Raw genomic sequence first — 22,467 nt, 5'->3', positions numbered from 1 at the left:
TCCGCTCGGGTCCGGAACATTCGGCTCGGGTCCGGGCCGGGCCGGGCCGGTGGACCGGGTCCGGTGCGCGGGTGTCGCGGGCCCCGGGTGCTCGCGTCCGTCAGGGCCGATCCGCCGGACACCCCCCGTGCCGTCACCCGTGCGGGGGCAATACCGGCTCCGGGTTTTCGCAACGGGGTGCCCGCACAGCAGAGTTGCACGGGTGCATCCCACCCGAACCACGACCACGCTGCTGCTCGGGGTCGCCTGCGCCGTCTCGGCCGTCTCCGGCTGCGTCCAGGTGAGCCCCGCCCCCGTGCGCCCGCCGACGGGCCCCACCTCTGGGGTCCCGCCGCACCACGAGCCGCGCGGCGGGCCGCGGACCACGCTGGTGACCGTCCAGGCGCCCGCCCTGGAGGCGCTGGAGGCCGTACCGGACGGGTCCGCGCACCCGGTGCCCGCGCCCACCGCCCGGCGGCCCGCGCCGGGCGCCGCTCAGGGCAAGGGCGGCGGCCAGGGGCGGACCGGGCCTGCGGACACCCCGGGACCCGCCGGGCGCGCGGGGGGCGGCCCGCACCGCGAGCGGCCGGACGCGGGGGTGCCGCGCGAGCTGATCAGGGAGCTGCCGGTGCGCCCGGCGGACGTGTGCGCGCTGGGCCGCAAGCACGGGCGGTGGCATCCGGACAGCCCGGAGGCCCGCATCTGCGCGGGCGTCCACGGCGGCTGACGGCGCCCGGCCGGGACGACCGGGGCCGAGAAGCTCTCGGCGGCCCGACGGGCACGTCCGCGCCGGACCGTCCGGGCGGGTTCCCCCGGAGCGGTGGCCGAGCGGTGGCCGGACGGGCGCCGCCGCCGGACCCCGGCCGCGCCCGGCTCGCGGGAACTGGTCGCGGGGAACCGCTCAGGGGGACTGTTCCGGGAACGGCCGGGGTCCTTCGGCCGGTTCCGTGGCCAGCCGATGTTCCAGCCGGGCGATGGCGGCCCGGACGCCGTTGCCGTACCCGTCGTCCCGCAGGGCCCCGGCCGCCGCCCGGGCCCGTGCCAGGTGGACCCGGGCCTCTTGTGGCCGCCGCAGTTTCACGTAGTCGGCGGCCAGGCTGAGGTGCAGGGACGGGTAGAACACCCGCACGGCCGGATGCGGCTCCGGGTGGCGCGCTCCGTCCCCCGGTTCCCCGGCGGCGGTCAGGGCCCGCAGGTCCCAGGCCAGTTCGTCGGCGGGATCGTCCTGGGCGTCGGCCATGTAGTGCGCGAGGGTGCAGCGGTGGAGGGGATCACCCTCCTCGCCGATCTCGGACCAGATCCCGCCGAGCCGGTTGCGGGCCTCCTCGCGGTCCCCCGCGTGCAGCAGGATGACCGCCTGGCCGATCCGGGTCATGACGGCGTCCTCCGACGCCTCCTGCTGCTCCGTCACCGCGGCCTCCGGCTTGCTCCGCCAGACCTGCGCCGGTCTGATCGTCACGAAGCTAACCGGAGCCACCGGCTGGGGCGCCGAGGCGCGGTGGGGCGTCAGCCCAGGTCCGGAATCCGCCAGTCGATCGGCTCATGGCCCTGCGCCGCGACGGCCTCGTCGATCTGGGTGAAGGGCCGCGAGCCGAAGAACTTCTTGGCCGACAGCGGGGAGGGGTGGGCGCCCTTGACGACCACATGGCGCGTCTCGTCGATCAGCGGGAGCTTCTTCTGCGCGTAGGCGCCCCACAGGACGAAGACGGCCGGGTCGGGGCGTTCGGACACGGCGCGGATCACCGCGTCCGTGAACTTCTCCCAGCCCTTGCCCTTGTGCGAGTTGGGCTCGGCCTCGCGGACCGTGAGCACCGCGTTGAGCAGCAGGACGCCCTGCTGGGCCCAGGGCATGAGGTAACCGTTGTCCGGGACGGGGAGGCCGAGCTCCTCCTTCATCTCCTTGTAGATGTTGCGCAGCGAGGGCGGGGTCCTGACACCGGGCCGCACCGAGAAGCACAGGCCGTGGCCCTGGCCGGCGCCGTGGTAGGGGTCCTGGCCGAGGACCAGGACCTTCACCTGGTCGAAGGGGGTGGCCTCCAGGGCGGCGAAGACCTGGTCACGGGGCGGGTAGACCGGCCCGTTGGCCCGTTCTTTCTCGACGAACTCGGCGAGTTCGCCGAAGTAAGGCTGTTCCAGCTCTCCGGCGAGGACGGGGAGCCAGGACTCGGGCAGGATCTGGGTCACGGCGAAAACCTCCGGTACACGTGCGTGCGACTGCTCCAGAACCTACCGGGGGCCACTGACAACGGCCCGGTCGCCCACCCTCCACCGCCGCTCACCTGCCGGTTCCACGGTCATCACCCGGCCCTGCGGTGTCACCAGCTGGTCTTGCGGTACAGCTCCCACATCTGCATGGCGGTCTGCGGGTCCAGCGCCCGTTCGGCGCCCGCGATGTCGTCGCGTGCGGCGACGTACAGCTTGCCCTGCCACAGCGGCAGCAGCCGTACGTCCTCGGCGAAGATCTGCTGTGCCCGCTCGAACTCGCGGCTGCCCGCCGAGCGGTCGCTCTCGCGGCGGGACTTGGGCAGCAGGGTGTCGATGATCTCGGTGGGCTCGTAGGGGGTGCCGACCGCGTTCTCCTTGCCCACGAACGGCGCGACGAAGTTGTCCGGGTCCGGGAAGTCGGGGAACCAGCCGCGGCCGAAGACCGGGTACTCGCCGTTCTTGTAGCCCTCCTGGAAGACCGTCCAGGGCTGGCCGCGCAGGGTGACCCGGAAGAGCCCGCTCTCGTCGAGCTGGCGCTTGAGCTCGGTGAACTCGTCGGCGGTGGAGGCTCCGTAGCGGTCGGTGGTGTACCAGAAGGTGAGGTCCACCGGCTGGGTGATGCCGCCGTCCTTGAGGATCTTCCGGGCCTTGTTGACGTCCGCGTGGCCGTACTTGTCGTAGAAGGAGGTCTTGTGGCCGACGACGCCCTTGGGAACCATCGAGTACAGCGGTTCGGCGGTCCCCTGGTAGACCTTGGAGACGAGCGCACCGCGGTCGACGAGCTGGGCGATGGCCTGGCGGACCGGGAGTTTGTTGACCGCCGGGTCCTTGGGGTTGAAGACGAGGTAGCGGATCTCGGCGCCGACGTTCTCCACGACCTGGACGCCCAGGGTGCGGGAGGCTCCGCTCTGGAGGTCCTTGACCTCCGCGGCCGACAGTCCGCGGTAGGTGGCGTCGATCTCCTTGGTCTTGAGCGCCGTGACCATCTGCTTCGAGTCCGCGAAGTAGCGGATGGTCACCCCGTCGTTGCGGCGGTCCGCGAAGCCCGTGTAGCCCGGGTTGCGGCCGAGGACCGCCTCGGCGCGCGCCTTGTACGAGGTGAGCGTGTACGGGCCGGAACCGGTGACCTTGCCGTCGGTGCGGACCTTGTCGGCCGGGTACGCCTTGGGGGCGACCAGCGAGGCGGCGGGTGAGCCGAGGACGTACGGGAAGGTGGCGTCCGGCGTCTTCAGGTGGAAGACGACCGTCAGCGGGTCCGGGGTCTCGATCTTGTCCAGGCTGCCGAAGAGGTCCTTGGGGCCGACCTTGGAGCCGATGGCCTTGATCCGGTCCAGGGAGTGTTTGACGGCCGCGGAGTCGAGCGCCTCACCGTTGGAGAATTTCAGGCCCTTGCGCAGGGTGCACCGGTAGGACTCGCTCACGGAATCGGTGAATTCGCAGCTCTGGGCGGCGTCCGGCTGGGGTTTGCTGGAGCCGGTGGGGAAGGCCAGCAGGGTCTGGTAGACGTTCCGGTACAGCTCCCAGGAACCGTCCCACGCCTCCGCGGGATCGAGGCTGCTCGGTGCGCTCGTCGTGCCGACGACGATCCTCTTCGCCTTCTCGCCGTCCCCGTCCGAGAGCAGTCCGCATCCGGCGAGCAGGGATATGGACGCAAGGACCGCAGTGACCTGCAGGCATCTGGTCCGGTTGAACACGTGCACGCTCCTCGATCAGCCAGGGGTGCGGCAGACCCTACCGCAGTGCCCCACAAATCCAATGGGCAGGTTTCGTGGGGCACTTGACCGGTTCCATGCATATTCGTTGCGCATTTGCCTCCCTTAAAGAGACAAATGCGTCCGACTATCGGTCAATGCACTCCGGAATTCAGGAACATCCCCCCGTCTACCACCAGGGTCTGCCCCGTGACCCATTCCGCTTGTGCAGATGTGAGAAAGGCGGCGGCCCCTCCGATGTCCTCCGGAACCCCGAGCCGGCCGAGCGGATAGGCCGCCACGACCTCCTGCTCGCGGCCCTCGTAGAGGCCCTGCGCGAACCTCGTCCTGACCACCGCGGGGGCGATCGCGTTGACCCGGACCCCGGGCGCCATCTCGTGGGCGAGCTGGAGGGTGAGGTTGATCATGGCGGCCTTGCTGATGCCGTACGCCCCGATGAAGGGCGAGGCCGAGACCCCGGCGATGGAGGCGATGTTCACGATCGCGCCGCCGTTCTCCTTCTGCCAGGCGTGCCAGGTCCGCTGCGCGAACCCGAGGGCGGAGATCACGTTGGTCTCGAAGACCTTCCGGGCGACGCCGAGGTCCAGATCGGCGATCGGCCCGAGGACCGGATTGGTGCCGGCGTTGTTCACCAGGAAGTCGAGGCGGCCGAAGACCTCCATCGCACGCCCGACGGCGACCGCCTGGTGGGCCTCGTCGTGCGCCTTGCCCGCGACGCCGATCACCCGGTCCGCACCGAGCCGGTCCACGGCCCCCTTGAGGGCCTCCTCGTTGCGCCCGGTGATGCAGACCCGGTCCCCCCGGGCCACGAACGCTTCGGCGATGCCGTAGCCGATGCCCCGGCTCGCCCCGGTGACCAGCGCGGTCCTGCCGCTGTCGATACCGCTGTACGTCATCGCGTACGCCTGCCCTTCGTCAGCTGAGCGGGCCGCCGGCCACGTACAGGACCTGGCCCGAGACGAAGCCGGCGGCCTCGCCGGTGAAGAAGGCGATGGCTCCGGCGACGTCCTCCGGACGGCCCACGCGCTGTACCGGGATCTGGGTGGCGGCGGCGGCCTGGAACTCCGCGAAGTCCATGCCGACGCGGGCCGCCGTGGCGGCGGTCATCTCGGTGACGATGAAGCCGGGGGCTACGGCGTTGGCGGTGACGCCGAACTTCCCGAGCTCGATGGCCAGGGTCTTGGTGAAGCCCTGGAGACCGGCCTTGGCGGCGGCGTAGTTGGCCTGGCCGCGGTTGCCCAGCGCCGAACTGCTGGAGAGGTTGACGATCCGGCCGAACCGGGCCGCCACCATGTGCTTCTGACAGGCCCTCGACATCAGGAAGGCACCCCGCAGGTGCACGTTCATGACCGTGTCCCAGTCGGTGTCGCTCATCTTGAAGAGCAGGTTGTCGCGGAGCACGCCCGCGTTGTTGACCAGGACGGTGGGCGCGCCCAGTTCCTGCGCGACCCGCTCGACGGCCGCCTCCACCCGCGCGCTGTCGGAGACGTCGCAGCCGACCGCCAGGGCCTTGCCGCCCGCCGCCGCGATCGCCTCCACGGTGTCCCCGCACGCCGCCTCGTCGAGGTCGAGAACGGCGACCGCCCGGCCCTCGGCGGCCAGGCGCACGGCGGTGGCCGCGCCGATGCCCCGGGCCGCCCCGGTCACGATCGCGACGCGCTGCTCGGTGGTGGACATGCTGGTTCTCCTCGCCCTTGAGAGACGGCCGCCCAGAGGTGAGCAACCGCTTAGTAGCTTCAGTCGAGGAGACGCTAGGAGCCCCGGCAACCCCTGTCAACGGGCTGTCCTTCCCGGGGGCCCGGTTCTCCTCCGGGGCGCTCGCCCGCAGGCCGGACGGGGCCGGGCGAGAACCCCCGGAACAGGTGGGCGCGGGCACGCTTCCCGCTCGCTCGCCCACACGGGTTCGGGGCGGGACGGGTCAGTGGACCAAGATGCCCAGCAGGCGGTCCAGCTCCGCCGCCGGGTCGGCCGTCAGACCCGTGTGGACCGGGCCCGGCTGGACCACGGTGCTGCGCGGGGCGATCAGCCAGCGGAACCGGCGGCCCGGGTCGTCGCCCGCCGCCTGGCCGGCCCGCTCACCGCCGGAGCACACCCCCTCGACCCCGCGCAGGGCGGCCCGTACCCCGGCCACGTCGGCCCCGGGGTCCAGGGCGAGGAGCTTGGCCTCGTCGAGGTGGGTGCGCGCGGCGACGTAGGAGTGCGCCCGGCAGTAGACGATCACGCCCGCGTTGAAGCACTCACCGCGTTCCATCCGGGGCACCACGCGCACCAGCGCGTATTCGAACACGTCCCGCTCGGTCACTCGTCGCCGCTCTTCTCGGGGTGGGGCAGGGGGGCAAGGCGTTCGGCGAGCCAGCCGGGCGGACCGGAGCGGGGGGTGACCACGGCCTCCGTCGAGATCCGTTCGTGGATCGTGGCCGCGCGCGGCAGCAGGGTCTCCACGTAGGCGCGGCGCAGGGCGTCGGTGGAGTCGAAGCCGGGCTCGTCCACCAGCCATTCGTCGGGGACGTCGGCGGTGACCTCGGTGAGCAGTTCCTCGGTGACCAGGGGCGCGAGGGCGGCGGCGGCCGAGGCGATGTCGGGCCCGACGGGGGCCAGGACGTGGTCGGAGGCGTTGTAGGGCTTGGCGGCGGCGGCCTGGGCGGTGGGCCAGTTGTGGTGCCAGATCATGGTGGCGCCGTGGTCGATGAGCCAGAGGTCGCCGTGCCAGACCAGCATGTTCGGGTTGCGCCAGGACCGGTCGACGTTGTTGATCAGGGCGTCGAACCAGACCACGCGGCCCGCCTCGGCCGGGTCCACCTGGTAGGCGAGCGGGTCGAAGCCGATCGAGCCGGGCAGGTAGTCCATCCCGAGGTTCAGCCCGCCGCTGGCCTTGAGGAGTTCCTGCACCTCCTGGTCGGGTTCGCCGAGCCCGATGACGGGGTCGAGCTGCATCTGCACCAGCCGCGGGACCCGCAGGCCCAGCCGCTGGGCGAGGCGCCCGCAGACGACTTCGGCGACCAGGGTCTTGCGCCCCTGGCCGGCTCCGGTGAATTTCATGACGTAGGTCCCGAGGTCGTCGGCCTCGACGATTCCCGGGAGCGAGCCGCCCTCACGCAAGGGCGTGACATAGCGGGTCGCGATCACTTCGGACAACATCCGCCCAGATTAACGGGGCCCGGCGAGTGTCGAGGGCTCGCCCGCCGGAGCAGGCCTCGTGATCGTCACGCCCCACCAGGCTTCATGGGGCGCGACGGCGCCGGGTCCGGCAATGACAGAAATCGAACCACGGGCAGGCCAGGAGTCTCCTATGTCATAGCCATGATCAATACCCGGACTCCTGGCGGAATCGGAACTGGGCTCCGGGCTGGACCGACGACTGCGCGACCACGGGGAGGCGGAACACACCCTCCGCAGGCCCCACGGCCACTGCGGACGGCCTCAGTCCCCACCCGTCCCAAGTGCACCGGCACAAGGGACTCCCGGCGAAGGGGCGGTCCACCCTGGTCCTGCGCTTCGGACTCGGCGGTTTCAAGGCGTACGGCACACTCTGCAGGCGGACCGCTGGGGACGACGCGCTCCATGAGGTCGTGGTCCGGCTCCAAGCCGCGTTGGCTGAATGGGGCCGCGCATCTCAGATCAGCCGTGCACGGGGCGACGAATTCATCGTGCTCGCACCAGACCTGTCAGCACCGCGACAGGGCATGAGCCGTCCGCGCCGCCTCCACTGCCGCCGCCGACACGTACAGGGTGAGCGCCCGCCTGCCATGGGCGAGCCTCGCTGCCACCCAATGGAACGGGTTCGCCCGCCCTTCCACGGCAGCAGCATGGTCTCGGACCAGCCGACCGACGCGTGCCTGAAGCCCCGGTGTCAGGACCCTGCCCAGGTGGTTCACCACGTCCCGCAGCTCTGGTGCGTACAGATGGAACGGAAGGTACAGCGTGGCATCGTCCGGCCGCGCTTCGTCACGTGAGGTCATGCTCCAACACAGCGTCGGCCGTACCCCCGGCACGACGAGCGCCTCCGAGCCCTCCGGTGCCAGGTCCGCCACGAGGCTTGCTGCGGCACTCCCCGCGGTACGGCTCAACGGCGTCAGGCGTGACTCTAGTTCGGCGGTGGAGCGTTCGGCGACCGTCGTATAGAACTTGATCCGGGCGTTCGGCGAATCGTCGAGGTCGAGCGCGAAGAAGGCCGGCATCAGGTGAGCCATGCCTTGGGGGTCGTGGCGCCGTAGCCAGGTCCACGTTCCGCCCTGGCCGAGCTGGTCCAGGGCCGCTCCGACAATCTCCCGGCTGCGCTCAGTGCCCGCTGCCAGAGTATCGAAGTACAGTTTGGGGCTTGCGACTCCTGAGGCTCGGACCGAAGCCGCCAGACACATCCCGAACGCTGCCTGCTCACTGCGCGGCTGGAACAGACCAGCGATCTCCCTGGCCCGCTCCAGTCGGGCCACACCCCGGCGTTCCAGCTCGGCCAGTGTCTGCCAGCCGCAGTCCCAGCTCCCGAGCGCCGAGGTGGGGGCGCGCGGGGCGAGCGGCCGGAAGAAGATCCGGACGTCGACACGGTCCCCGTCGAGCACCAGCGAGTACTCGAATGGGGCGGTGGAGACGGCATCCTGCCTGGTCCCGGGCCCGCCGGTGTCCCGGGAGACCCGGTGGCCCCACCCTCCGAACAGCGTCCCGACGCACTCCCCGGCCGCCGCGTCGAAGCCGTCCCCCAGCCCCAGTACCTCTCCCAGGTAGCGCAGCCCGTCGACGGCCAGTCCCGTGTACCCCGGGTGCTCCGCCGTCACGATGCGGCTGCTGTCGATGGCCGGTAGAGCTTGACGTCGATCCCCGGGTACATCCGTTCCAGGTGCCCGACCGTCTCCTCGGTCCAGTAGTCGTCCCCGGGCGGCGGGAAGCCCAGCAGATGCCGCTGGCGCGGTTCCAGTCCGACCATCAACTCGTGGAAGGTGCCCCAGTTCGGATGTGCCGGCCGCAGCGACCACAGGTGCTTGTCCGTCCACCGGGCCTGTGCGCCGTGCATGTTGAAGAACATCGCGAGCCGTCGTCCGAGCCGCTCGTTGTAGGCCGAGCCACGGTGGACGATGTCGCCGACGAACAGCAGGAGCGAACCGGCTTCGGCCTCCACGGGCTGCTCCCGCTCATACAGCTCGGGGTAGTCCGCCTTGTCGTAGGAACCCTTGCCCGATTCGGTCAGCAGCGGTACCCCGAGGTGTGCGGCGCGGTCCACGACGTAGGTGGGTGCGGTGTCCACGGTCACGTCGGTCAAGTAGAGAATGCCGTACACGCGCTGGTAGACGCCGTCCGCGCGCGGGTGCAGCAGGCTGCTGGCCGCCCAGGCGTCGTTGTGCAGGGTCTGGTCCTGGCTCTCCCCGTATGCCGTGCCGTACTTGGCCTGGATGAAGGAGCTCGTCAACCGCAGGTCTGAGGTACCCAGCAGTTCCTCGACCACGTCGATGACGCGGGTGTCCAGCGCGTGCCGGTTCAGGGCGTTGCTGGTGAACGGAAACGGAACCGCGTGCTTGAGTGCGTTGACCTCCTCGGGCGTGTTCCCGCTCGCCTCGGGGTCGGGGAAGTACGTGTCGATCGCGGCCTGCGCCTCGGTGAGGGCCTCGCCCGTCACGAAACCGGGTACCAGGGCGTACCCCTGGCTCGCCAGTTGCCGCGCTATGCGCTTGGTGTCCATGATCGTCGTCCGTCTCAGCTCTTGGAGGGATGGTCCTGTCGCCCGCAGCTCCGCACCGTGTGCGGGGCGGGGGAGATGACGATGTTCTTCTGGAAGGCGCCCAGTCGCATGCTCTCGCCGACCGCCTTCCCGCCGACCTCGATCCAGGCATGCGCGGCGAAGGGCATCAGGCTGATGCCGGAGACCCAGTCGGGCCAACTGCCGCGCATCCGGGCCAGCAGTGCCGCGGCGATCGATCGTTCCAGGCAGTACGGGCCTGCGGCGCGGCGGCTGACGGAGACGACATCGCTGCGTGCGGCCAGGGCCTCGGCGTGGGTGGCCGGGCGTGCGCCGGTGCTGAGGCGCCGCAGCAGCCGCTCCATCGTGTGCGGGCTCAGCTGGATCAGGAACCGGCTGGCCGCGACCGCCAGCATCGGCAGGGGCCTGCGGCGCAGCGGCAACCGGGTCCGCGGCTCCAGGGTCATGGGCAGCGTCATCTCAGACCAGTACCTTCGCGCGCCGCATGGTGTCGATCAGCTTCGCGACATCGCCGGGTATCCGGTCGGCCGCCGCCGGGTGGCGTGAGCACAGCTCGCTCACGATCTCTACCTGCGTCCGGCCGGCGGCAAGCATCTCGAACACTGCCGTGCCGATCGGGTTGATCCGGAAGTACGTGCCGGACTTCTTTTCCAGCAGGACCGCCGCGTCCTCGCTCTTGGTGAGCACAACGTGGGGGGAGATCTTCATCATGGGGAGCCCAGTCGTCGGTTCGTGAAGAGTCGTTCCGGCAACGGTGCCGGGGCCGCTGCGACGGCCTGCAACCATGCTTCGGCGGCGATGGTCGGTTCCAGGGCGTTGGTCTCGTACTCGGGGCGCATCGTGTCCCGCAGTGTGGCGCGCAGCCGGTCGATGTCCACCAGGCCGTGCTCGGCGAGCAGCGAGTCCTCGAACAGACCGAGCAGTGCCCGGCGGTTGCGCGCCAGCCCACGGTGCACCGACATGCTGAACTCGCCCTTGGTCGAGCGGGAGAGCGCGCTCGACGATGTGCCCGGGGCCGCACCCACCCGCATCGCGGCTTTCAACACTGGTTTGAATCCGGTGCCTGGCAGCGCCTCGGCGCGCGAGACCGCCAGGGCGGCCCGGAGTACCGCGTCATCCATGTACGGCAGCGACAACGAGATTCCCTGGTGCTCCATCAGTGCGCGCAGCGGACCGAGTCGTTGTCCTCCGATCCGGTGTCCGGCGATGCTGGTGTGTACCGAACGCGTCGCCGCCTGTGGGGTACGTGCGGCGCCGTCGGCACCGGCGACCGAGCGGACGGCCTCGACGGCGGCCGGTGTCGACCAAGGTGTCACATGCAGGTGCGGGCCCCAGTTCAGGCTGGGACCCAGGGCATCCGGCCGGGGCAGGTGCAGGCCACGCACCTGCTCCTCGAACCAACCCTGGTACGTCTGCTGCCGGGCAAGCGCGCGCAGGACGGACGGCAGGCTCCAGCGGCGCAGCCGAGCGAGATCGCGGATGCCCCGGACAGCCCGGAAGGGTGCCCTCGCGTAGAGGTCGCTGAAGTACGACGGTGCGATCGTGAACAGTTCGTCTCCACCGAATCCGCTGATGTGCACATCGGACCCGGTGGCCACGAAGATCCTGGACATCGCGGTCTTCCGCGCCCGGTTGCGGATCAGGCCGTACGGCTCGCCGAGTCCGTACGGGACCTCTTGGACCAGCCCGTGACCGGGCTCCCAGATGCCGTCGTAGGGGCCGGGGACGTCCTCGGGGCCGAGCACGGTCAGGGGCCGGCCGATCTCCTCGGCAGCGATGGCTGCCCAGTGGGCGTCGTCGTGGTTGGGGTCGACGGTCTGCTCGACGAAGGACTGGAACCGGGCGCCCTGTCCGGCCAGGATGAAGCAGAGGGAGGTCGAGTCCATGCCGCCGGACAGGTCCGCCGACAGGCCGCCGGCCGTGGCGACCCGGACGGCGACCGCCTCTTCCAGCGCGGCCCGCACCTTCGGCGCGCCCTCGGAGACCGACAGATCCGGTGCCGGGGGACGCCACCAGGTACTGAACTCGACCCGGTCTGCAGTCATACGCATCCGCTGGTCAGCAGGGAGTCGGTGGACATCCTGCCAGTAGGTGCCGCTCGTCAGCCCGTAGTCGAATCCCGGATGCAGCATCCCCCAGGCGACCATCTCGATGCGCGGGGCGGCCCTGGTCAGCCGGGCCAGAGGCTCGGCCGAGTCGGATGCCACGTAGGTGCCGTCCTGGCACCGGGCGTAGAACACCTGACGCAAGCCCGACGCGCTCCCCTGGACGTAGGAAGAGCGGCCGTCGGTGTAAAGGATGTGGAAGCTGCCCGCGATCTCGTGCGCGGCTGCCATCAGGTCAGCGGCTTCGTCGTGCAGTGCCAACAGGCGGGCCAGACACCCCGCGTCGGTTTTCGTCTCACCGAACAGTGCGAGGCGTCTGACGCCTGCTTCCGCGGCAACCAGGCGGGAGTGGGATCGGTCTGCGACCACCCATTTCCGGCCCGATGCATAGGTCAGCATTGCGATGTTCTCCGCTGGTCCGGTGTTACCCGGAAATGCGTCATCGACGTTCTCCGGGAAAGCGATGAACCATGACGCACCCAAGGATTCCCCCTAGCCAACAGAACTTGCGCACGGCGATTAGATGATCGCCGTACCCTCACCGTCATTGCTGGCCCAGCCGTACCACATCGTGAGCTCAGAGAACTCGCCGATCGGCAGCATTTCGGGCGCCTCGTACTCGACAACCTCGTGGTCAGTCATTTCCTTCACCTCCTTCCGCTCGATTGATCTTCAACCTGGCAAGAGGAGGCGAGAAATTACGAGAACATTTTCCGGTACCGGCGCCCATCGTGGCCGGAAATCATAGTCGAAAGGGGCCGGAATACCGAACTCCGATAAGCGTGTACGCGGCGGGCGCGCCGGGACTCCCTGGTCAGATGTGTGCCACATCGATCTGCGCGCCGGGCAGCGGTGTGCTGCCACGTGGAATCGATTGTCCGAAGTCGTGCTTCTTGACCGTGAGATGCACCTGTAGTACACCGACCCACACGAGCGCCGACCCCAGCAGATGGAGGATGACGGCGAGCGAAGGCAGGCCCGTCAGCGACTGCACCAGTCCCACGCCGCCCTGGGCCAGGAGCACGGCGAGGAACACCGCCGTCTTGCGGCGCGCGGCGCCGGAGCCCCCCTTGGGAAGCGAGGCCAGCAGGCAGCAGGCCAGGACCAGGACCACTGCGGCCAGCACACCGTGGACGACCGTCACGGCCGTCCAGTTGAAGGGCATGCGTGGCACATCGGAGGAGTCACCGGCGTGCGGCCCGGTACCGGTGGCGAGAGTCCCCACGACGACCAGCAGGGCCGTCACCGAGACCAGGGCCACCGACAACGACCGGCACCGCGCGGACAGCCCCGGGGCGGCCGGGGACGGCGCGGCCCTTCCGTCGTCGGCGCCGGTGTACGCCGCGTGCCAGGTGTACACAGCGGCGGTGAGCAACAGCGTGGCGGCGATGAAATGCGCGGCGACGATGTACGGGCTCAGCCGCATCCACACGGTGACCCCGCCGACGACCGCGTTCAGCACGACGATCCAGAACTGCGCCCAGGCGCCGCGCAGCACTGAGGGCATCGGCTTCTCCTGGAGCCGTGCGGTGATGATGACCCAGCCCACCACCGCACACAACACCCCGGTAAGGAGCCTGTTACCGAATTCGATTACTCCATGAATCCCCATCTCCGCAGTGGGGGCCAGGGTCTCTCCCGTGCACATGGGCCAATCAGTGCAGCCGAGGCCAGAGCCGGTGACACGGACAATTCCGCCGGTCACGATGATCGCGATACTTGCCACGACCGAACCCGATGCGGCCAGTCCGACACTTCTCGCTTCGAGCGAGTACCTGCCGGCAAGCCATGAGAGGGGAGTTCGCACGATCAGCCTTCCTTATGTCACTTCTACGCGCCGTAGCACGGAACCCCTAGCGTACGCCGCAGGTTCACCCCGGTCTGAGGGGGCGTCACAAGGCCTCCGACACCCGGATGAAACGCTCCCCCGACGACAGCAAACCGTGGATTCGCAGGCCTGTCGGCCGACGACTCGGGTCCACCGTGGGCGCGCCGGGGCGGGTGCGGCGGCCGGGAGTGGGTCTACGGGGCGACAGCCAGGCCGACGTGACCGTCCGCGCGGCGACCGAGCCCGCGGTGACGCTGTTCTTCGGCGACCGCGCCGACGAATGCGTCCGGACGGCCCGGCCCACAACGACCGCCGGGGCGGACACACCCCCGTCCATCCGGATCACCGCCGAGGAGGCAGGGGTCCTGCATCGCTTACCGGCCGACTCTGTGCCGACGGGGTCAGCGCGGCGGGGCCCATTCCTTGAGCAGCACCTCGGTCGTGGTGATGTCCGCGACCAGGGCGAGGGAGTGGCGGACCACCTCGGCGGTGTAGGCGGCGGGGACCCCGGCGATGGCGTCGGCGGGGACGACGACCCGGTAGCCGAGGTTGACGGCGTCGAAGACGGTGTTCGGGATCGCGATGTTGGAGGAGACCCCGGTGACGACGAGGGTGCGGACGCCGAGGTTGCGCAGCAGGGCGTCCAGGCCGGTGCCGGCCATCGGCGACAGGCCGTGCAGCCTGCGGACCACCAGGTCCCGCCCGGCCACCACGATCGGGGCGGCGACCTCGACCGCCAGGCTCCCGGCGAGCTGGCGCACGGGCAGTCGCCCGGCGGCCCGGAAGAGCCGGGCGTTGGAGTTGGCCCCGACCCCGTCCGGGCGACGCTCGGCGACCGCGTGCACCACCTGGACACCGGCTCCGTGCGCGGCGTCGACCAGGGCGGCGACCCGGCCGAGCATCCCGGAGCCCCGGGCTTCCGCGGCGAGTTCGGGCAGTGCGCCCTCCTCGCCGACGACGCCGTTCTGGCATTCGACGGTGAGCAGCGCGGTGGTGGCGGGATCGAGGTCCGGCACGGCTCCCCCTGGTGTGGCGACGGAAGAGCCCCCATGATTCCTGGCACACCGTCGGATGTGAAGGGGACCAGGAGGGCCGATGGACGGGAACCAGCTACGAGGGCGCCGCGTGATGATGACCGCCGGGGAGGTGGACGCCTTCCTCCGCGAGCAGCGCACCTGCCGGGTCGCGACGGTCTCCCCGGACGGGCGTCCGCACGTCGGCGCCCTGTGGTTCGTCTGGGACGGCGGTTCGCTGTGGCTGTACTCGATCACGCGCAGCCGCCGCTGGGCCGATCTGCGCGCGGACCCGCGGCTCTCGGTGGTCGTGGACGCGGGCGAGTCCTACGGCGAACTGCGCGGGGTCGAGCTGTCGGGTTCGGCGGTGTTCGTGGGCGAGGCCCCGCGCACGGGTCTGCCGTGTCCGGAGCTGGCGGAGCCCGAACGTCTCTTCCCGGCCAAGAACTTCGGTGTCGACCGGATGCCGCACGACGGCCGGCACGCCTGGATACGCCTGACCCCGGACGCGGTGGTCTCCTGGGACTTCCGCAAGCTGAACGCGAACTGACCGGCCGGGCCGGCCGGGCCGCCCGACCGGGCCGGGGGCCATGGTCGGGGTCGGGACCGGGACCGGGAAGCCGGAAGGCGGGGCGGCGGCCGGGCCCCCGGCCTACAGCCGGGCCGCGGCCTCCCGGAGGGCTTCGACGGCGGCCCGGACCGAGGGCCGCAGCCCGGCGTCCTCGCGCCGGACGACGTACACGTGGCGGCGTACGGTGTCGCACACGGGCAGCAGCCGTACGCCCGGCGGTACCGGTCCGCGGCCGAGCCGGGGCGCGACGCACACGCCCAGCCCGGCCTCCACGAAGGCGAGCTGGGTGTGGTGCTCCTCGGCGATGTGCGTGACGCGCGGCTCCGTACCGGTGCCGCGCAGGGTGAACACGAGCCATTCGTGGCAGAACTGGCCTTCGTTCCAGGAGATCCACTCCTCGTCGGCGAACTCCGCCAGGGTGACCTGCGGGCGGGCGGCGAGGGGGTGACCGGCCGGTACCGCGATGTCGACGGAGTCGTCGAGCAGGTGCGTCCGGGCCAGTTCGGCGGGGACCGGCATCCGCTTGTTGTGCCAGTCGATGGCCACGGCCAGGTCGAGGTCCCCGCGCACGACCGCCGCCATGGACTCCTCGGGCTCCTTCTCGCGGACGAGCACCCGCAGGTCCGGGTGGTCGGCGCGCAGGGCGGTCAGCGCCTGCGGCAGCAGCCCGCGCATGGCGGTCGGGAAGGCCCCGACCCGCAGCTCGCCCACGGCACGGCCCCGCTGGGCCTCCACATCGGCCTGGGCGTGCTCCACCTGGGAGATGATCCGGGCCGCGTGGTCGGCGAGCAGCCGTCCGGCGTCCGTGAGCCGGACCCCGCGCCCGTTCCTGGCCAGCAGCGGCTGGCCGATCTCGCGCTCCAGCTTGGCCATCTGCTGGGAGACGGCGGAGGTGGTGACGTGCAGCCCGTCCGCGGCGCCGCTGACCGAGCCGTGGCGGGCGAGGGCGTCGAGGGTGCGCAGGCGGTCCAGGTTCAACATGTAAGCGATGCTACGACGTGATGTCCATGAATTCTCGCTTGTCCTACGATGTCACTGCACGCACAGTGATCCTCATGAGCACACCCACCGCCCCTCGGACGACCCTGCCGCCCTCCCCCGCCCCCTCGCCCACGACGGCCGTCCGGGGCAGCCGGCTGGACTGGCGCGTCCGCTTCGCGGTCCTCGCGGTGGTCTGGGGTTTCAGCTTTCTCCTGATCAAGGTGGGTACGGAGGCGTACGCGCCGTTCCAGGTCGCCCTGGGCCGGGTCCTGTTCGGCGCGCTCGCCCTCCTGACCGTGCTGCTGGTCCGCCGCGAACCGCTCCCCCGGGGGCTGCGCACCTGGGGTCACCTCTCGGTGGCGGCGGTCCTGCTCAACACCGCCCCCTTCTCGCTCTTCGCCTACGCGGAGCTGACCATCCCCTCCGGCCTCGCCGGGATCTGCAACGCCACCTCCCCGCTGTGGGGCATGGCCCTGTCGCTGGTCGCCCTCTCCGAGGACCGCCCCACCCGGCGCCGCTTCGCGGGTCTGGGCCTCGGTTTCCTCGGGGCCCTCACCGTCCTCGGCGCCTGGCAGGGCTTCTCGGGCATCGACCCCCGGGGCACCGCGCTCGCCCTGCTCGCCTCGCTCTGCTACCCGGTCGGCTGGATCTACGTACGCCGCACGCTGGCTTCCGTCCCGGGCTCGCCGGTGGCCCTGACCGGGGCCCAGCTCCTGGTCTCCACGCTCCAGCTCACGCTGGTCAGCGCCCTGTTCACGACGGCCCCGGCCGCCTTTCCGCTCTGGCCCACGCTCGCGGTGATCGCCCTGGGGGCGCTCGGCACGGGCATGGCCCTGCAGATGCAGTACGGCCTGGTGGCGGAGGTCGGCCCGACCACCGCCCAGATGGTCACCTACTTCATCCCGGTCATCGCCACCACGGCGGGCGTCCTGGCCCTCGGCGAGGAGCTCCACTGGAACACCCCGGTCGGCGCCGCGATCGTCCTGGCGGGCGCCGCCCTCACCCAGGCCCGGCCCGGCCCCCGCAGGACCCCGGCCCGCACCACCGGCTGAGCCGGGCGCCGGGACGGGCGGCGACGGCGACAACGGCGGGACGGCGTGGGCCCGGCAGGGCCGCCGGGTCAGCCGGTCCGGCCGCCCCCGGCGGGCCGCACGGCCGCGGCGATCGCGTCCGCGAGCCCCGCCGCCTCCGCCACGGCCAGCGGTGAGACCGTCACCCGCACCCCCGCCGCCGCCTCCACCCGGAACCGGGCCCCGGCCGCCACCGCCCACCCGGCGGCCAGCAGCCTCGTCACCACGCCCGTCTCGTCGGCGACCGGCACCCAGACGTTCATCCCGCTCCGCCCGTGCGCCCGCACCCCCCGCTCCCGCAACGCCGCGACCAGTGCCTGGCGCCGCTCCCCGTAGGAGCGCGCCACCGCCGCCCGGTCCACCGCGTCCGTGCTCCACAGCTCCACCGCCGTGTACTGGAGGAGCCGGCTCACCCATCCCGGGCCCAGGAGCTGGCGTCCGCGCACCCGGTCCAGCGTCACCGTGTCCCCGGTGAGCACGGCCAGCCGCAGGTCCGGCCCGTACGCCTTGGCCGTGGAGCGGACCAGTGCCCAGTGCCGGGTGACCCCGCCCAGCGGGAAGAGCGGCAGGTCGACGATGCCGTGGCCGTGGTCGTCGTCGATCACCAGCACCCCGGGGTGGGCCGCCAGGACCGCCCGCAGCTCCCGGGCCCGCTCCGCGCCGACCGCGGCGCCGGTCGGGTTCTGCGCCCGCGAGGTCACCAGCAGGGCCCGCGCCCCCTGCGCCAGCGCCCGTTCCACCGCCCCGGCCACCGGCCCGTCGTCGTCCACGGCCACCGGCAGCACCCGCAGGCCCAGCGCGGGGACCAGGTCCAGGACGCTCCCCCATCCCGGGTCCTCGACCGCCACCGCGTCCCCCGGCCGCAGGTGCGCGGCCAGGACCCGCTCGATCCCGTCGAGCGCGCCCGAGGTCACCGCGACCGGTCCGGCCGGGACCCCGTCCGCGTCGAAGCCCGCGCGGGCCAGCCGCGCCAGCTCCGGGGCGACCGGGTCCTGCCCGTACAGGGTCGGCGCCCGCCCGTACCGCCGGGCCGCCGCGGCGAGCGCCCCGTCCAGCGCGGGGAGCAGCGAGAGGTCCGGATTGCCCGACGCGAGGTCCCGTACGCCCTGCGGCACCGCCGGTCCCAGGGCGTCCCGGGGGGTGCTCGACGGGCGGGCCCGGACCCGGCTGCCGCGCCGCCCGTCGGTCTCGATGACCCCGCGTTCGCGCAGCGTGCGGTAGGCGGCGGCGACCGTGTTGGGGTTCACGCCCAGGGCCGCGGCCAGTTCCCGCAGCGGCGGCAGGGGGGCGCCCGGCGCCAGCGCGCCCGTCCCCACACCCGCTTCGACGCTCGCGGCGATGTCCGATGCGCGGCGCCCTGTGATCCGATAGTCTCCTAGCACAAAGCCAAGTATGCACTAGTACAAGGGAGTCCGCCATGACGACCGAGACGGCCCCGGAGGCCGGGGCGACGGCGCCCGACGCCTACGCGCCCACCGACCGCACCGTCCCCAGCCGCTCCCGCGAGCGCGCCCGCTACGACCGCGCGACGGTGCACGCGATACTCGACCAGGCGTACGTCTGCCACCTCGGCTTCGTCCGGGACGGCGCCCCGGTGGTCCTGCCCACCCTCTTCGCCCGGGTCGGGGACGCGCTCTACCTCCACGGCTCCACCGGCTCCCGCCCGCTGCTCGCCGCCGGACGGACCGACCCGGGGCTGCCCGTCTGCGTGACCGTGACCCATGTGGACGGGCTGGTCCTGGCCCGCTCGGCCTTCCACCACTCGCTCAACTACCGCTCGGTGATGGTGCACGGCACCGCCCACCAGGTGACCGACGAGGCGGAGTGCCGTACGGCCCTGAACGCCCTGGTCGACCACGTCGTGCCCGGCCGCTCCGCCGACTCCCGGCCCGCCGACGCCCGGGAACTCGCCGCCACGGCGGTGATCCGGCTGGACCTGACCGAGGTCTGCGCGAAGCTCCGCACCGGCGGGCCGAACGACGACCCCGAGGACCTGGACCTGCCCTACTGGTCGGGCGTGGTCCCGGTCGCACCGGCGTACGGGACCCCCGTGCCCGCCGCGGACCTGGCCCCCGGGACCGCGGTACCGGACTACCTCGCCGCGCTCTGAGCCCCGGCGGCGGACCGCACCACCGGTCCGCCCGCCGGGCGGCGGGCCTCCGCCACGATCAGCGCCCCCACCGCCGTCAGCAACAGGGCGGCGCCCAGCACCACGGCGCCCGTCAGCCCCTTCCCGAGCAGCAGGACGGCGACCACCGCCGCGCTCACCGGCTCGATCAGCATGATCACGGAGACGGTCGCGTCAACCGGCGGTGGCCGGTCAGGCGTTCGCCGTCTCCCGGGCCGGTCCGGGCGGGTCCACGGCGGCCGGCGGGGCCGGGCGGGCGGACTGCGCGATGAAGGCGCCGCCCAGGACCAGGGCTCCCCCGGTGATCTGCCAGCCCGAGAGGTGCTCGCCGAGCAGCACCCAGGCGAGCGCGGTGGCGATGACCGCCTCCAGGCAGGCCACCACGCCCGCCACCTGCGGCGAGAGCCTGCGCACGGAGACCACCCCGGTCAGGTAGGCGAAGACGGTCGCGATCAGCACCACCCAGCCGAGCAGCACCGGCGCGGGCACCGTCGTACCGGCCAGCGCGGCCTCGCCGCCCAGCACCCGCCACTCCATCTCCCAGGGCCGGGCGATCACCGTCATCACCAGGGTGCCGACGAGCATGCCGTACGCGATCACCCCGACCGGGTCCGGCGCGTCGTCCCCGTCGGCGCCCCGGTCCGCGAAGACGAAGTAGAACGCCTGGCAGCAGGCGGCGGCGAGACCGAGCAGCACCCCGAGCGGGTCCAGCGCGATCCCGGACCAAATCTCGACCACGCAGGCGAGTCCCACGACGGCCACCGCGGCCCCGGCGGCGGCGGCCCGGGTCACGGGCTTGCGCTGGACGAAGCGGATCCAGCCGAGCAGCAGCGCCGGGCCCAGGTACTCCAGCAGCAGGGCCACGCCGACCGGAATCCGGGACAGGGAGGCGAAGTAGAAGGCCTGTACGCCCGCGACGGCGACGAGGCCGAACCCCGCGATCAGGGCGGGCCTGCGGCGCAGCAGGCCACGGTGGCGCCAGGCCGGCGGGGAGAGCACGAGCGCCGCCCCGGCCACCCTGAGCCAGACCATGTGGAGCGGGTCCAGACCCGCCTCGATCAGCGGCTTCGCCGCCACACCGGAACCACCGAACGCGAACGCCGAGACCAGGGCGAGCCCCAGTCCGGCAGGTCTCCTTGACGCTTGCATCGGATCATCATGACAGGGACTCGTCAGTACCGTCACGGGTTTTGCACCTGTTGATACGCACCCGAGACCGCACCCTGTCCGGCCCGCGACATCTGACCGGGCGTCAGTACGGAACGCGCGCCCGCCGGGGCCGCGTTCCACCGCACGCGCCCGGCACGAAACCGCACCCGCACGACCGGCATCCGCGCGGCCCGTGACCGGCGACCGGCGACCCTCGCGGACGTCCAAGGCCAGTGACCTCCGATTGGCCTTGGCCGCAGGCCCCGGAGCCGCCCTACGGTCGGGGCATGCGCATCCGAATCGTCGACGCCTTCACCGACCGCCCCTTCCACGGCAACCCCGCCGGAGTCCTGCTCCTCGACGGCGCCTTCCCCCCGGACGCCTGGCTCCAGCGGGTGGCGGCCGAGGTCAACCTCTCCGAGACCGCCTTCGCCCGCCCCCTCCCGCCCGGCGGGGACGCCGACTGGGCTTTGCGCTGGTTCACCCCGGCCGCCGAGGTCGACCTGTGCGGCCACGCCACGCTCGCCACCGCCCACGTCCTGGCGGCGACCGGTCTCGCCACGGGGCTGATCCGCTTCGCCACCCGCTGCGGCGTCCTCACAGCCGAGGCCGCCGGGGACGGCGCGATCACCCTGGACTTCCCGACCTCCGCCCTCGTCCCGGCCGATGTCCCCGCCGAGGTGGGCCGGGCCCTGGGCGGCGTCACGGTCCGCTCGGCGCACGACACCTCGCCCCACCTCGGCGACCTCGTCGTCGAGGTCGCCGACGAGCGGACCGTCCGCGAGCTGGCCCCGGACCACGCCGCCCTGCGCGCCTACGCCGAGCGCGGAGTGATCGTCACCGCCGCCGCCGAGGACCCCTCCCGCGGGTACGACTTCGTCTCCCGGGGCTTCTTCCCGGCCCTCGGCATCGACGAGGACCCGGTCACCGGCAGCGCCCACACCGCGCTCGCCCCGTTCTGGGCCGCGCGCCTGGGCCGCACCGAACTGACCGGCCTCCAGGGCGGCGCGCGCCGGGGGCTGGTCCGCGTCACCCTGGCGGGCGACCGCACCCTGCTGACCGGGGACGCGGTCACGGTCCTGGACGGGGAACTCCTCACCGCCCCTTGACCTCACCCGCCCCCTGACCTCACCCGCCCCTGATCCCGCCCCCCTTGGGCCGGCGGCCCGTCACGGCGTCGGCAGCCAGCCCACCTTGCCCGCGAGCAGCGCGTACCCGACGAAGGCGACGACGTCGAGGAGCGCGTGGGCGACGACCAGCGGTCCCACCCGGCCCCAGCGGCGGTAGGCGAGGACGAAGACGGCGCCCATCACCACGTTGCCGACGAAACCGCCGATGCCCTGGTAGAGGTGGTAGGAGCCGCGCAGCAGCGAGCTGGCCGCCAGCGCGGCCGTCGGTGACCAGCCCAGGCCGTCGAGGCGGCGCAGCAGGTAGCCCAACACGATGACCTCCTCCACCACGGAGTTCTGCACCGCGGAGAGGATGAGCACGGGGAACTTCCACCACACGTCGGGCAGCGCCTCCGGCACCACCGTCAGGTTGAAGCCGGTGGCCCGCGCCACCAGGTAGAAGGCGAGCCCCGCGCTCCCGATCCCGGCCGCGACCAGCACCCCCCGGCCCAGGTCCCCGCCGGGCCGGGTGCGGTCGAAGCCCAGGACCCGCAGCCCCGGCGCGCCCTCGCGGGTCAGCAGGTGCGCCACCAGCAGGACGGGCACGAGCGCGCTCGCGATGCCGAACAGCTGCCACGCCAGGTCCAGCCAGGGCCGGCCGGGGGCGTACGAGCCGTTGAGCGTGGCGGCCTGCTGGCCGAGCCCGCCCGGCTTGGTGAGCGAGCCGATGAAACTGATGAGGGCCGAGACGCCGCTCGCGCCCAGCGACAGCGCCAGGACGAGCAGCGTCTCGGTCCGCAGGAGACCCCGCCGTCCGTCCCCGCACCCTTCCACGACCACCGGTACCGGCTCCGCCCGCACGCCCGACTCCCGTCCCGCCATCCCGTTACGACCACCCCATACTGCCTCGTCGGCGGGGAACGGGAGCACC

General features: G+C 72.2%; 24 protein-coding genes and 1 pseudogene. 5 read left to right on the top strand and 20 right to left on the bottom strand.

Going from position 1 to position 22,467, the window contains the following annotated elements; genetic code table 11:
* The first annotated feature begins 202 nt into the window (after positions 1–202).
* The gene (locus ACIA5F_RS14010; protein ID WP_399352446.1) at positions 203–706 is read left to right on the top strand and encodes a hypothetical protein; all 504 of its coding nucleotides are present in this window, start codon (positions 203–205) and stop codon (positions 704–706) included.
* A gap of 174 nt (positions 707–880) precedes the next feature.
* Here the strand turns inward: ACIA5F_RS14010 and ACIA5F_RS14005 are convergent, their stop codons facing one another.
* The 15 genes from ACIA5F_RS14005 to ACIA5F_RS13935 form a co-directional block, all read right to left on the bottom strand.
* Entirely contained in the window at positions 881–1,390 is a 510-nt protein-coding gene (locus ACIA5F_RS14005) for a hypothetical protein (protein WP_399352732.1), read from the bottom strand.
* A 95-nt stretch (positions 1,391–1,485) separates the two neighbouring features.
* Positions 1,486–2,163 (bottom strand): uracil-DNA glycosylase, encoded by a 678-nt coding sequence (locus ACIA5F_RS14000; protein WP_399352444.1) that lies wholly within the window; start codon positions 2,161–2,163, stop codon positions 1,486–1,488.
* Between the two features lie 131 nt (positions 2,164–2,294).
* Complete coding sequence (locus tag ACIA5F_RS13995) at positions 2,295–3,878, bottom strand: ABC transporter substrate-binding protein (RefSeq protein WP_399352442.1); 1,584 nt, start codon at positions 3,876–3,878, stop codon at positions 2,295–2,297.
* Between the two features lie 152 nt (positions 3,879–4,030).
* A complete protein-coding gene (locus tag ACIA5F_RS13990; RefSeq protein WP_399352440.1) occupies positions 4,031–4,792 on the bottom strand; it encodes an SDR family oxidoreductase in 762 nt (253 codons plus the stop codon).
* 19 nt (positions 4,793–4,811) lie between these two features.
* Positions 4,812–5,573, bottom strand: a complete 762-nt coding sequence (gene fabG, locus ACIA5F_RS13985) for a 3-oxoacyl-ACP reductase FabG (protein ID WP_399352438.1) — start codon at positions 5,571–5,573, stop codon at positions 4,812–4,814.
* 241 nt (positions 5,574–5,814) lie between these two features.
* Entirely contained in the window at positions 5,815–6,198 is a 384-nt protein-coding gene (locus tag ACIA5F_RS13980) for a DUF3037 domain-containing protein (RefSeq protein ID WP_399352436.1), read from the bottom strand.
* Positions 6,195–7,034, bottom strand: coding sequence for a HipA family kinase (locus ACIA5F_RS13975; protein WP_399352434.1), 840 nt, complete (start codon positions 7,032–7,034; stop codon positions 6,195–6,197). Before ACIA5F_RS13975 ends, ACIA5F_RS13980 begins: the two co-directional genes overlap by 4 nt.
* Before the next feature lie 527 nt (positions 7,035–7,561).
* A complete protein-coding gene (locus ACIA5F_RS13970; RefSeq protein WP_399352433.1) occupies positions 7,562–8,665 on the bottom strand; it encodes a tryptophan dimethylallyltransferase family protein in 1,104 nt (367 codons plus the stop codon).
* Complete coding sequence (locus ACIA5F_RS13965; RefSeq protein ID WP_399352431.1) at positions 8,662–9,564, bottom strand: phytanoyl-CoA dioxygenase family protein; 903 nt, start codon at positions 9,562–9,564, stop codon at positions 8,662–8,664. The genes ACIA5F_RS13970 and ACIA5F_RS13965 overlap by 4 nt, the downstream gene beginning before the upstream one ends.
* A 14-nt stretch (positions 9,565–9,578) precedes the next feature.
* Positions 9,579–10,040, bottom strand: a complete 462-nt coding sequence (locus tag ACIA5F_RS13960; protein WP_399352429.1) for a lasso peptide biosynthesis B2 protein — start codon at positions 10,038–10,040, stop codon at positions 9,579–9,581.
* A 1-nt stretch (position 10,041) separates the two neighbouring features.
* On the bottom strand, positions 10,042–10,293 hold the full coding sequence (locus ACIA5F_RS13955) for a lasso peptide biosynthesis PqqD family chaperone (RefSeq protein ID WP_399352427.1): 252 nt from the start codon (positions 10,291–10,293) through the stop codon (positions 10,042–10,044).
* Entirely contained in the window at positions 10,290–12,086 is a 1,797-nt protein-coding gene (locus tag ACIA5F_RS13950) for an asparagine synthase-related protein (protein WP_399352425.1), read from the bottom strand. Before ACIA5F_RS13950 ends, ACIA5F_RS13955 begins: the two co-directional genes overlap by 4 nt.
* Positions 12,087–12,206: 120 nt before the next feature.
* Positions 12,207–12,329: a lasso RiPP family leader peptide-containing protein gene (locus ACIA5F_RS13945; RefSeq protein WP_399352423.1), complete on the bottom strand. Its 123-nt coding sequence runs from the start codon at positions 12,327–12,329 to the stop codon at positions 12,207–12,209.
* A 172-nt stretch (positions 12,330–12,501) separates the two neighbouring features.
* On the bottom strand, positions 12,502–13,413 hold the full coding sequence (locus ACIA5F_RS13940) for a heme A synthase (RefSeq protein ID WP_399352730.1): 912 nt from the start codon (positions 13,411–13,413) through the stop codon (positions 12,502–12,504).
* Positions 13,414–13,916: 503 nt separating this feature from the next.
* A complete protein-coding gene (locus tag ACIA5F_RS13935) occupies positions 13,917–14,531 on the bottom strand; it encodes a cysteine hydrolase family protein (protein ID WP_399352421.1) in 615 nt (204 codons plus the stop codon).
* A gap of 79 nt (positions 14,532–14,610) precedes the next feature.
* Between ACIA5F_RS13935 and ACIA5F_RS13930 the strand changes: the two genes are divergently transcribed.
* Positions 14,611–15,078 carry a pyridoxamine 5'-phosphate oxidase family protein gene (locus tag ACIA5F_RS13930; protein WP_399352419.1) on the top strand — a complete coding sequence of 156 codons (468 nt, stop codon included), beginning with the start codon at positions 14,611–14,613 and terminating at the stop codon, positions 15,076–15,078.
* Between the two features lie 102 nt (positions 15,079–15,180).
* Here ACIA5F_RS13930 and ACIA5F_RS13925 read toward each other — a convergent pair whose 3' ends face one another.
* The gene (locus ACIA5F_RS13925) at positions 15,181–16,080 is read right to left on the bottom strand and encodes a LysR substrate-binding domain-containing protein (protein WP_399352417.1); all 900 of its coding nucleotides are present in this window, start codon (positions 16,078–16,080) and stop codon (positions 15,181–15,183) included.
* A gap of 74 nt (positions 16,081–16,154) precedes the next feature.
* Between ACIA5F_RS13925 and ACIA5F_RS13920 the strand changes: the two genes are divergently transcribed.
* Positions 16,155–17,132, top strand: coding sequence for a DMT family transporter (locus tag ACIA5F_RS13920; protein WP_399352415.1), 978 nt, complete (start codon positions 16,155–16,157; stop codon positions 17,130–17,132).
* A gap of 68 nt (positions 17,133–17,200) precedes the next feature.
* Here the strand turns inward: ACIA5F_RS13920 and ACIA5F_RS13915 are convergent, their stop codons facing one another.
* Entirely contained in the window at positions 17,201–18,532 is a 1,332-nt protein-coding gene (locus tag ACIA5F_RS13915) for an aminotransferase class I/II-fold pyridoxal phosphate-dependent enzyme (protein ID WP_399352413.1), read from the bottom strand.
* 35 nt (positions 18,533–18,567) lie between these two features.
* Between ACIA5F_RS13915 and ACIA5F_RS13910 the strand changes: the two genes are divergently transcribed.
* Positions 18,568–19,260: a pyridoxamine 5'-phosphate oxidase family protein gene (locus tag ACIA5F_RS13910; protein WP_399352411.1), complete on the top strand. Its 693-nt coding sequence runs from the start codon at positions 18,568–18,570 to the stop codon at positions 19,258–19,260.
* Here ACIA5F_RS13910 and ACIA5F_RS13905 read toward each other — a convergent pair.
* Positions 19,242–19,451: pseudogene (locus ACIA5F_RS13905) on the bottom strand (hypothetical protein); the annotation flags it as partial. The gene ACIA5F_RS13910 and the pseudogene ACIA5F_RS13905 overlap by 19 nt on opposite strands.
* 19 nt (positions 19,452–19,470) lie before the next feature.
* On the bottom strand, positions 19,471–20,427 hold the full coding sequence (locus ACIA5F_RS13900) for an EamA family transporter (protein ID WP_399352409.1): 957 nt from the start codon (positions 20,425–20,427) through the stop codon (positions 19,471–19,473).
* A 287-nt stretch (positions 20,428–20,714) separates the two neighbouring features.
* Here ACIA5F_RS13900 and ACIA5F_RS13895 point away from each other — a divergent pair, with 287 nt between their 5' ends.
* Positions 20,715–21,536 (top strand): PhzF family phenazine biosynthesis protein, encoded by an 822-nt coding sequence (locus ACIA5F_RS13895; protein WP_399352407.1) that lies wholly within the window; start codon positions 20,715–20,717, stop codon positions 21,534–21,536.
* Positions 21,537–21,596: 60 nt separating this feature from the next.
* Here the strand turns inward: ACIA5F_RS13895 and ACIA5F_RS13890 are convergent, their stop codons facing one another.
* A complete protein-coding gene (locus tag ACIA5F_RS13890) occupies positions 21,597–22,418 on the bottom strand; it encodes a CPBP family intramembrane glutamic endopeptidase (protein ID WP_399352728.1) in 822 nt (273 codons plus the stop codon).
* Between the last annotated feature and the right edge of the window lie 49 nt (positions 22,419–22,467).

This window comes from Streptomyces sp. NPDC051567 (assembly GCF_044454165.1).
Classification (GTDB): domain Bacteria; phylum Actinomycetota; class Actinomycetes; order Streptomycetales; family Streptomycetaceae; genus Streptomyces.
Note: the sequence above shows the minus strand (reverse complement) of the source record. Positions and strands in the feature narration are given on the sequence as shown.

Bases quoted from the DNA above. Each gene is read 5' to 3' on its own strand.
- ACIA5F_RS13960 (WP_399352429.1), bottom strand. From the start codon at position 10,040: ATGACGCTGCCCATGACCCTGGAGCCGCGGACCCGGTTGCCGCTGCGC.
- ACIA5F_RS13950 (WP_399352425.1), bottom strand. From the start codon at position 12,086: ATGCTGACCTATGCATCGGGCCGGAAATGGGTGGTCGCAGACCGATCC.
- fabG (WP_399352438.1), bottom strand. From the start codon at position 5,573: ATGTCCACCACCGAGCAGCGCGTCGCGATCGTGACCGGGGCGGCCCGG.
- ACIA5F_RS13965 (WP_399352431.1), bottom strand. From the start codon at position 9,564: ATGGACACCAAGCGCATAGCGCGGCAACTGGCGAGCCAGGGGTACGCC.
- ACIA5F_RS13900 (WP_399352409.1), bottom strand. From the start codon at position 20,427: ATGCAAGCGTCAAGGAGACCTGCCGGACTGGGGCTCGCCCTGGTCTCG.
- ACIA5F_RS13895 (WP_399352407.1), top strand. From the start codon at position 20,715: ATGCGCATCCGAATCGTCGACGCCTTCACCGACCGCCCCTTCCACGGC.
- ACIA5F_RS13975 (WP_399352434.1), bottom strand. From the start codon at position 7,034: ATGTTGTCCGAAGTGATCGCGACCCGCTATGTCACGCCCTTGCGTGAG.
- ACIA5F_RS13990 (WP_399352440.1), bottom strand. From the start codon at position 4,792: ATGACGTACAGCGGTATCGACAGCGGCAGGACCGCGCTGGTCACCGGG.
- ACIA5F_RS13925 (WP_399352417.1), bottom strand. From the start codon at position 16,080: ATGTTGAACCTGGACCGCCTGCGCACCCTCGACGCCCTCGCCCGCCAC.
- ACIA5F_RS13920 (WP_399352415.1), top strand. From the start codon at position 16,155: ATGAGCACACCCACCGCCCCTCGGACGACCCTGCCGCCCTCCCCCGCC.
- ACIA5F_RS13955 (WP_399352427.1), bottom strand. From the start codon at position 10,293: ATGATGAAGATCTCCCCCCACGTTGTGCTCACCAAGAGCGAGGACGCG.
- ACIA5F_RS13930 (WP_399352419.1), top strand. From the start codon at position 14,611: ATGGACGGGAACCAGCTACGAGGGCGCCGCGTGATGATGACCGCCGGG.
- ACIA5F_RS13945 (WP_399352423.1), bottom strand. From the start codon at position 12,329: ATGACTGACCACGAGGTTGTCGAGTACGAGGCGCCCGAAATGCTGCCG.
- ACIA5F_RS13890 (WP_399352728.1), bottom strand. From the start codon at position 22,418: ATGGCGGGACGGGAGTCGGGCGTGCGGGCGGAGCCGGTACCGGTGGTC.
- ACIA5F_RS13910 (WP_399352411.1), top strand. From the start codon at position 18,568: ATGACGACCGAGACGGCCCCGGAGGCCGGGGCGACGGCGCCCGACGCC.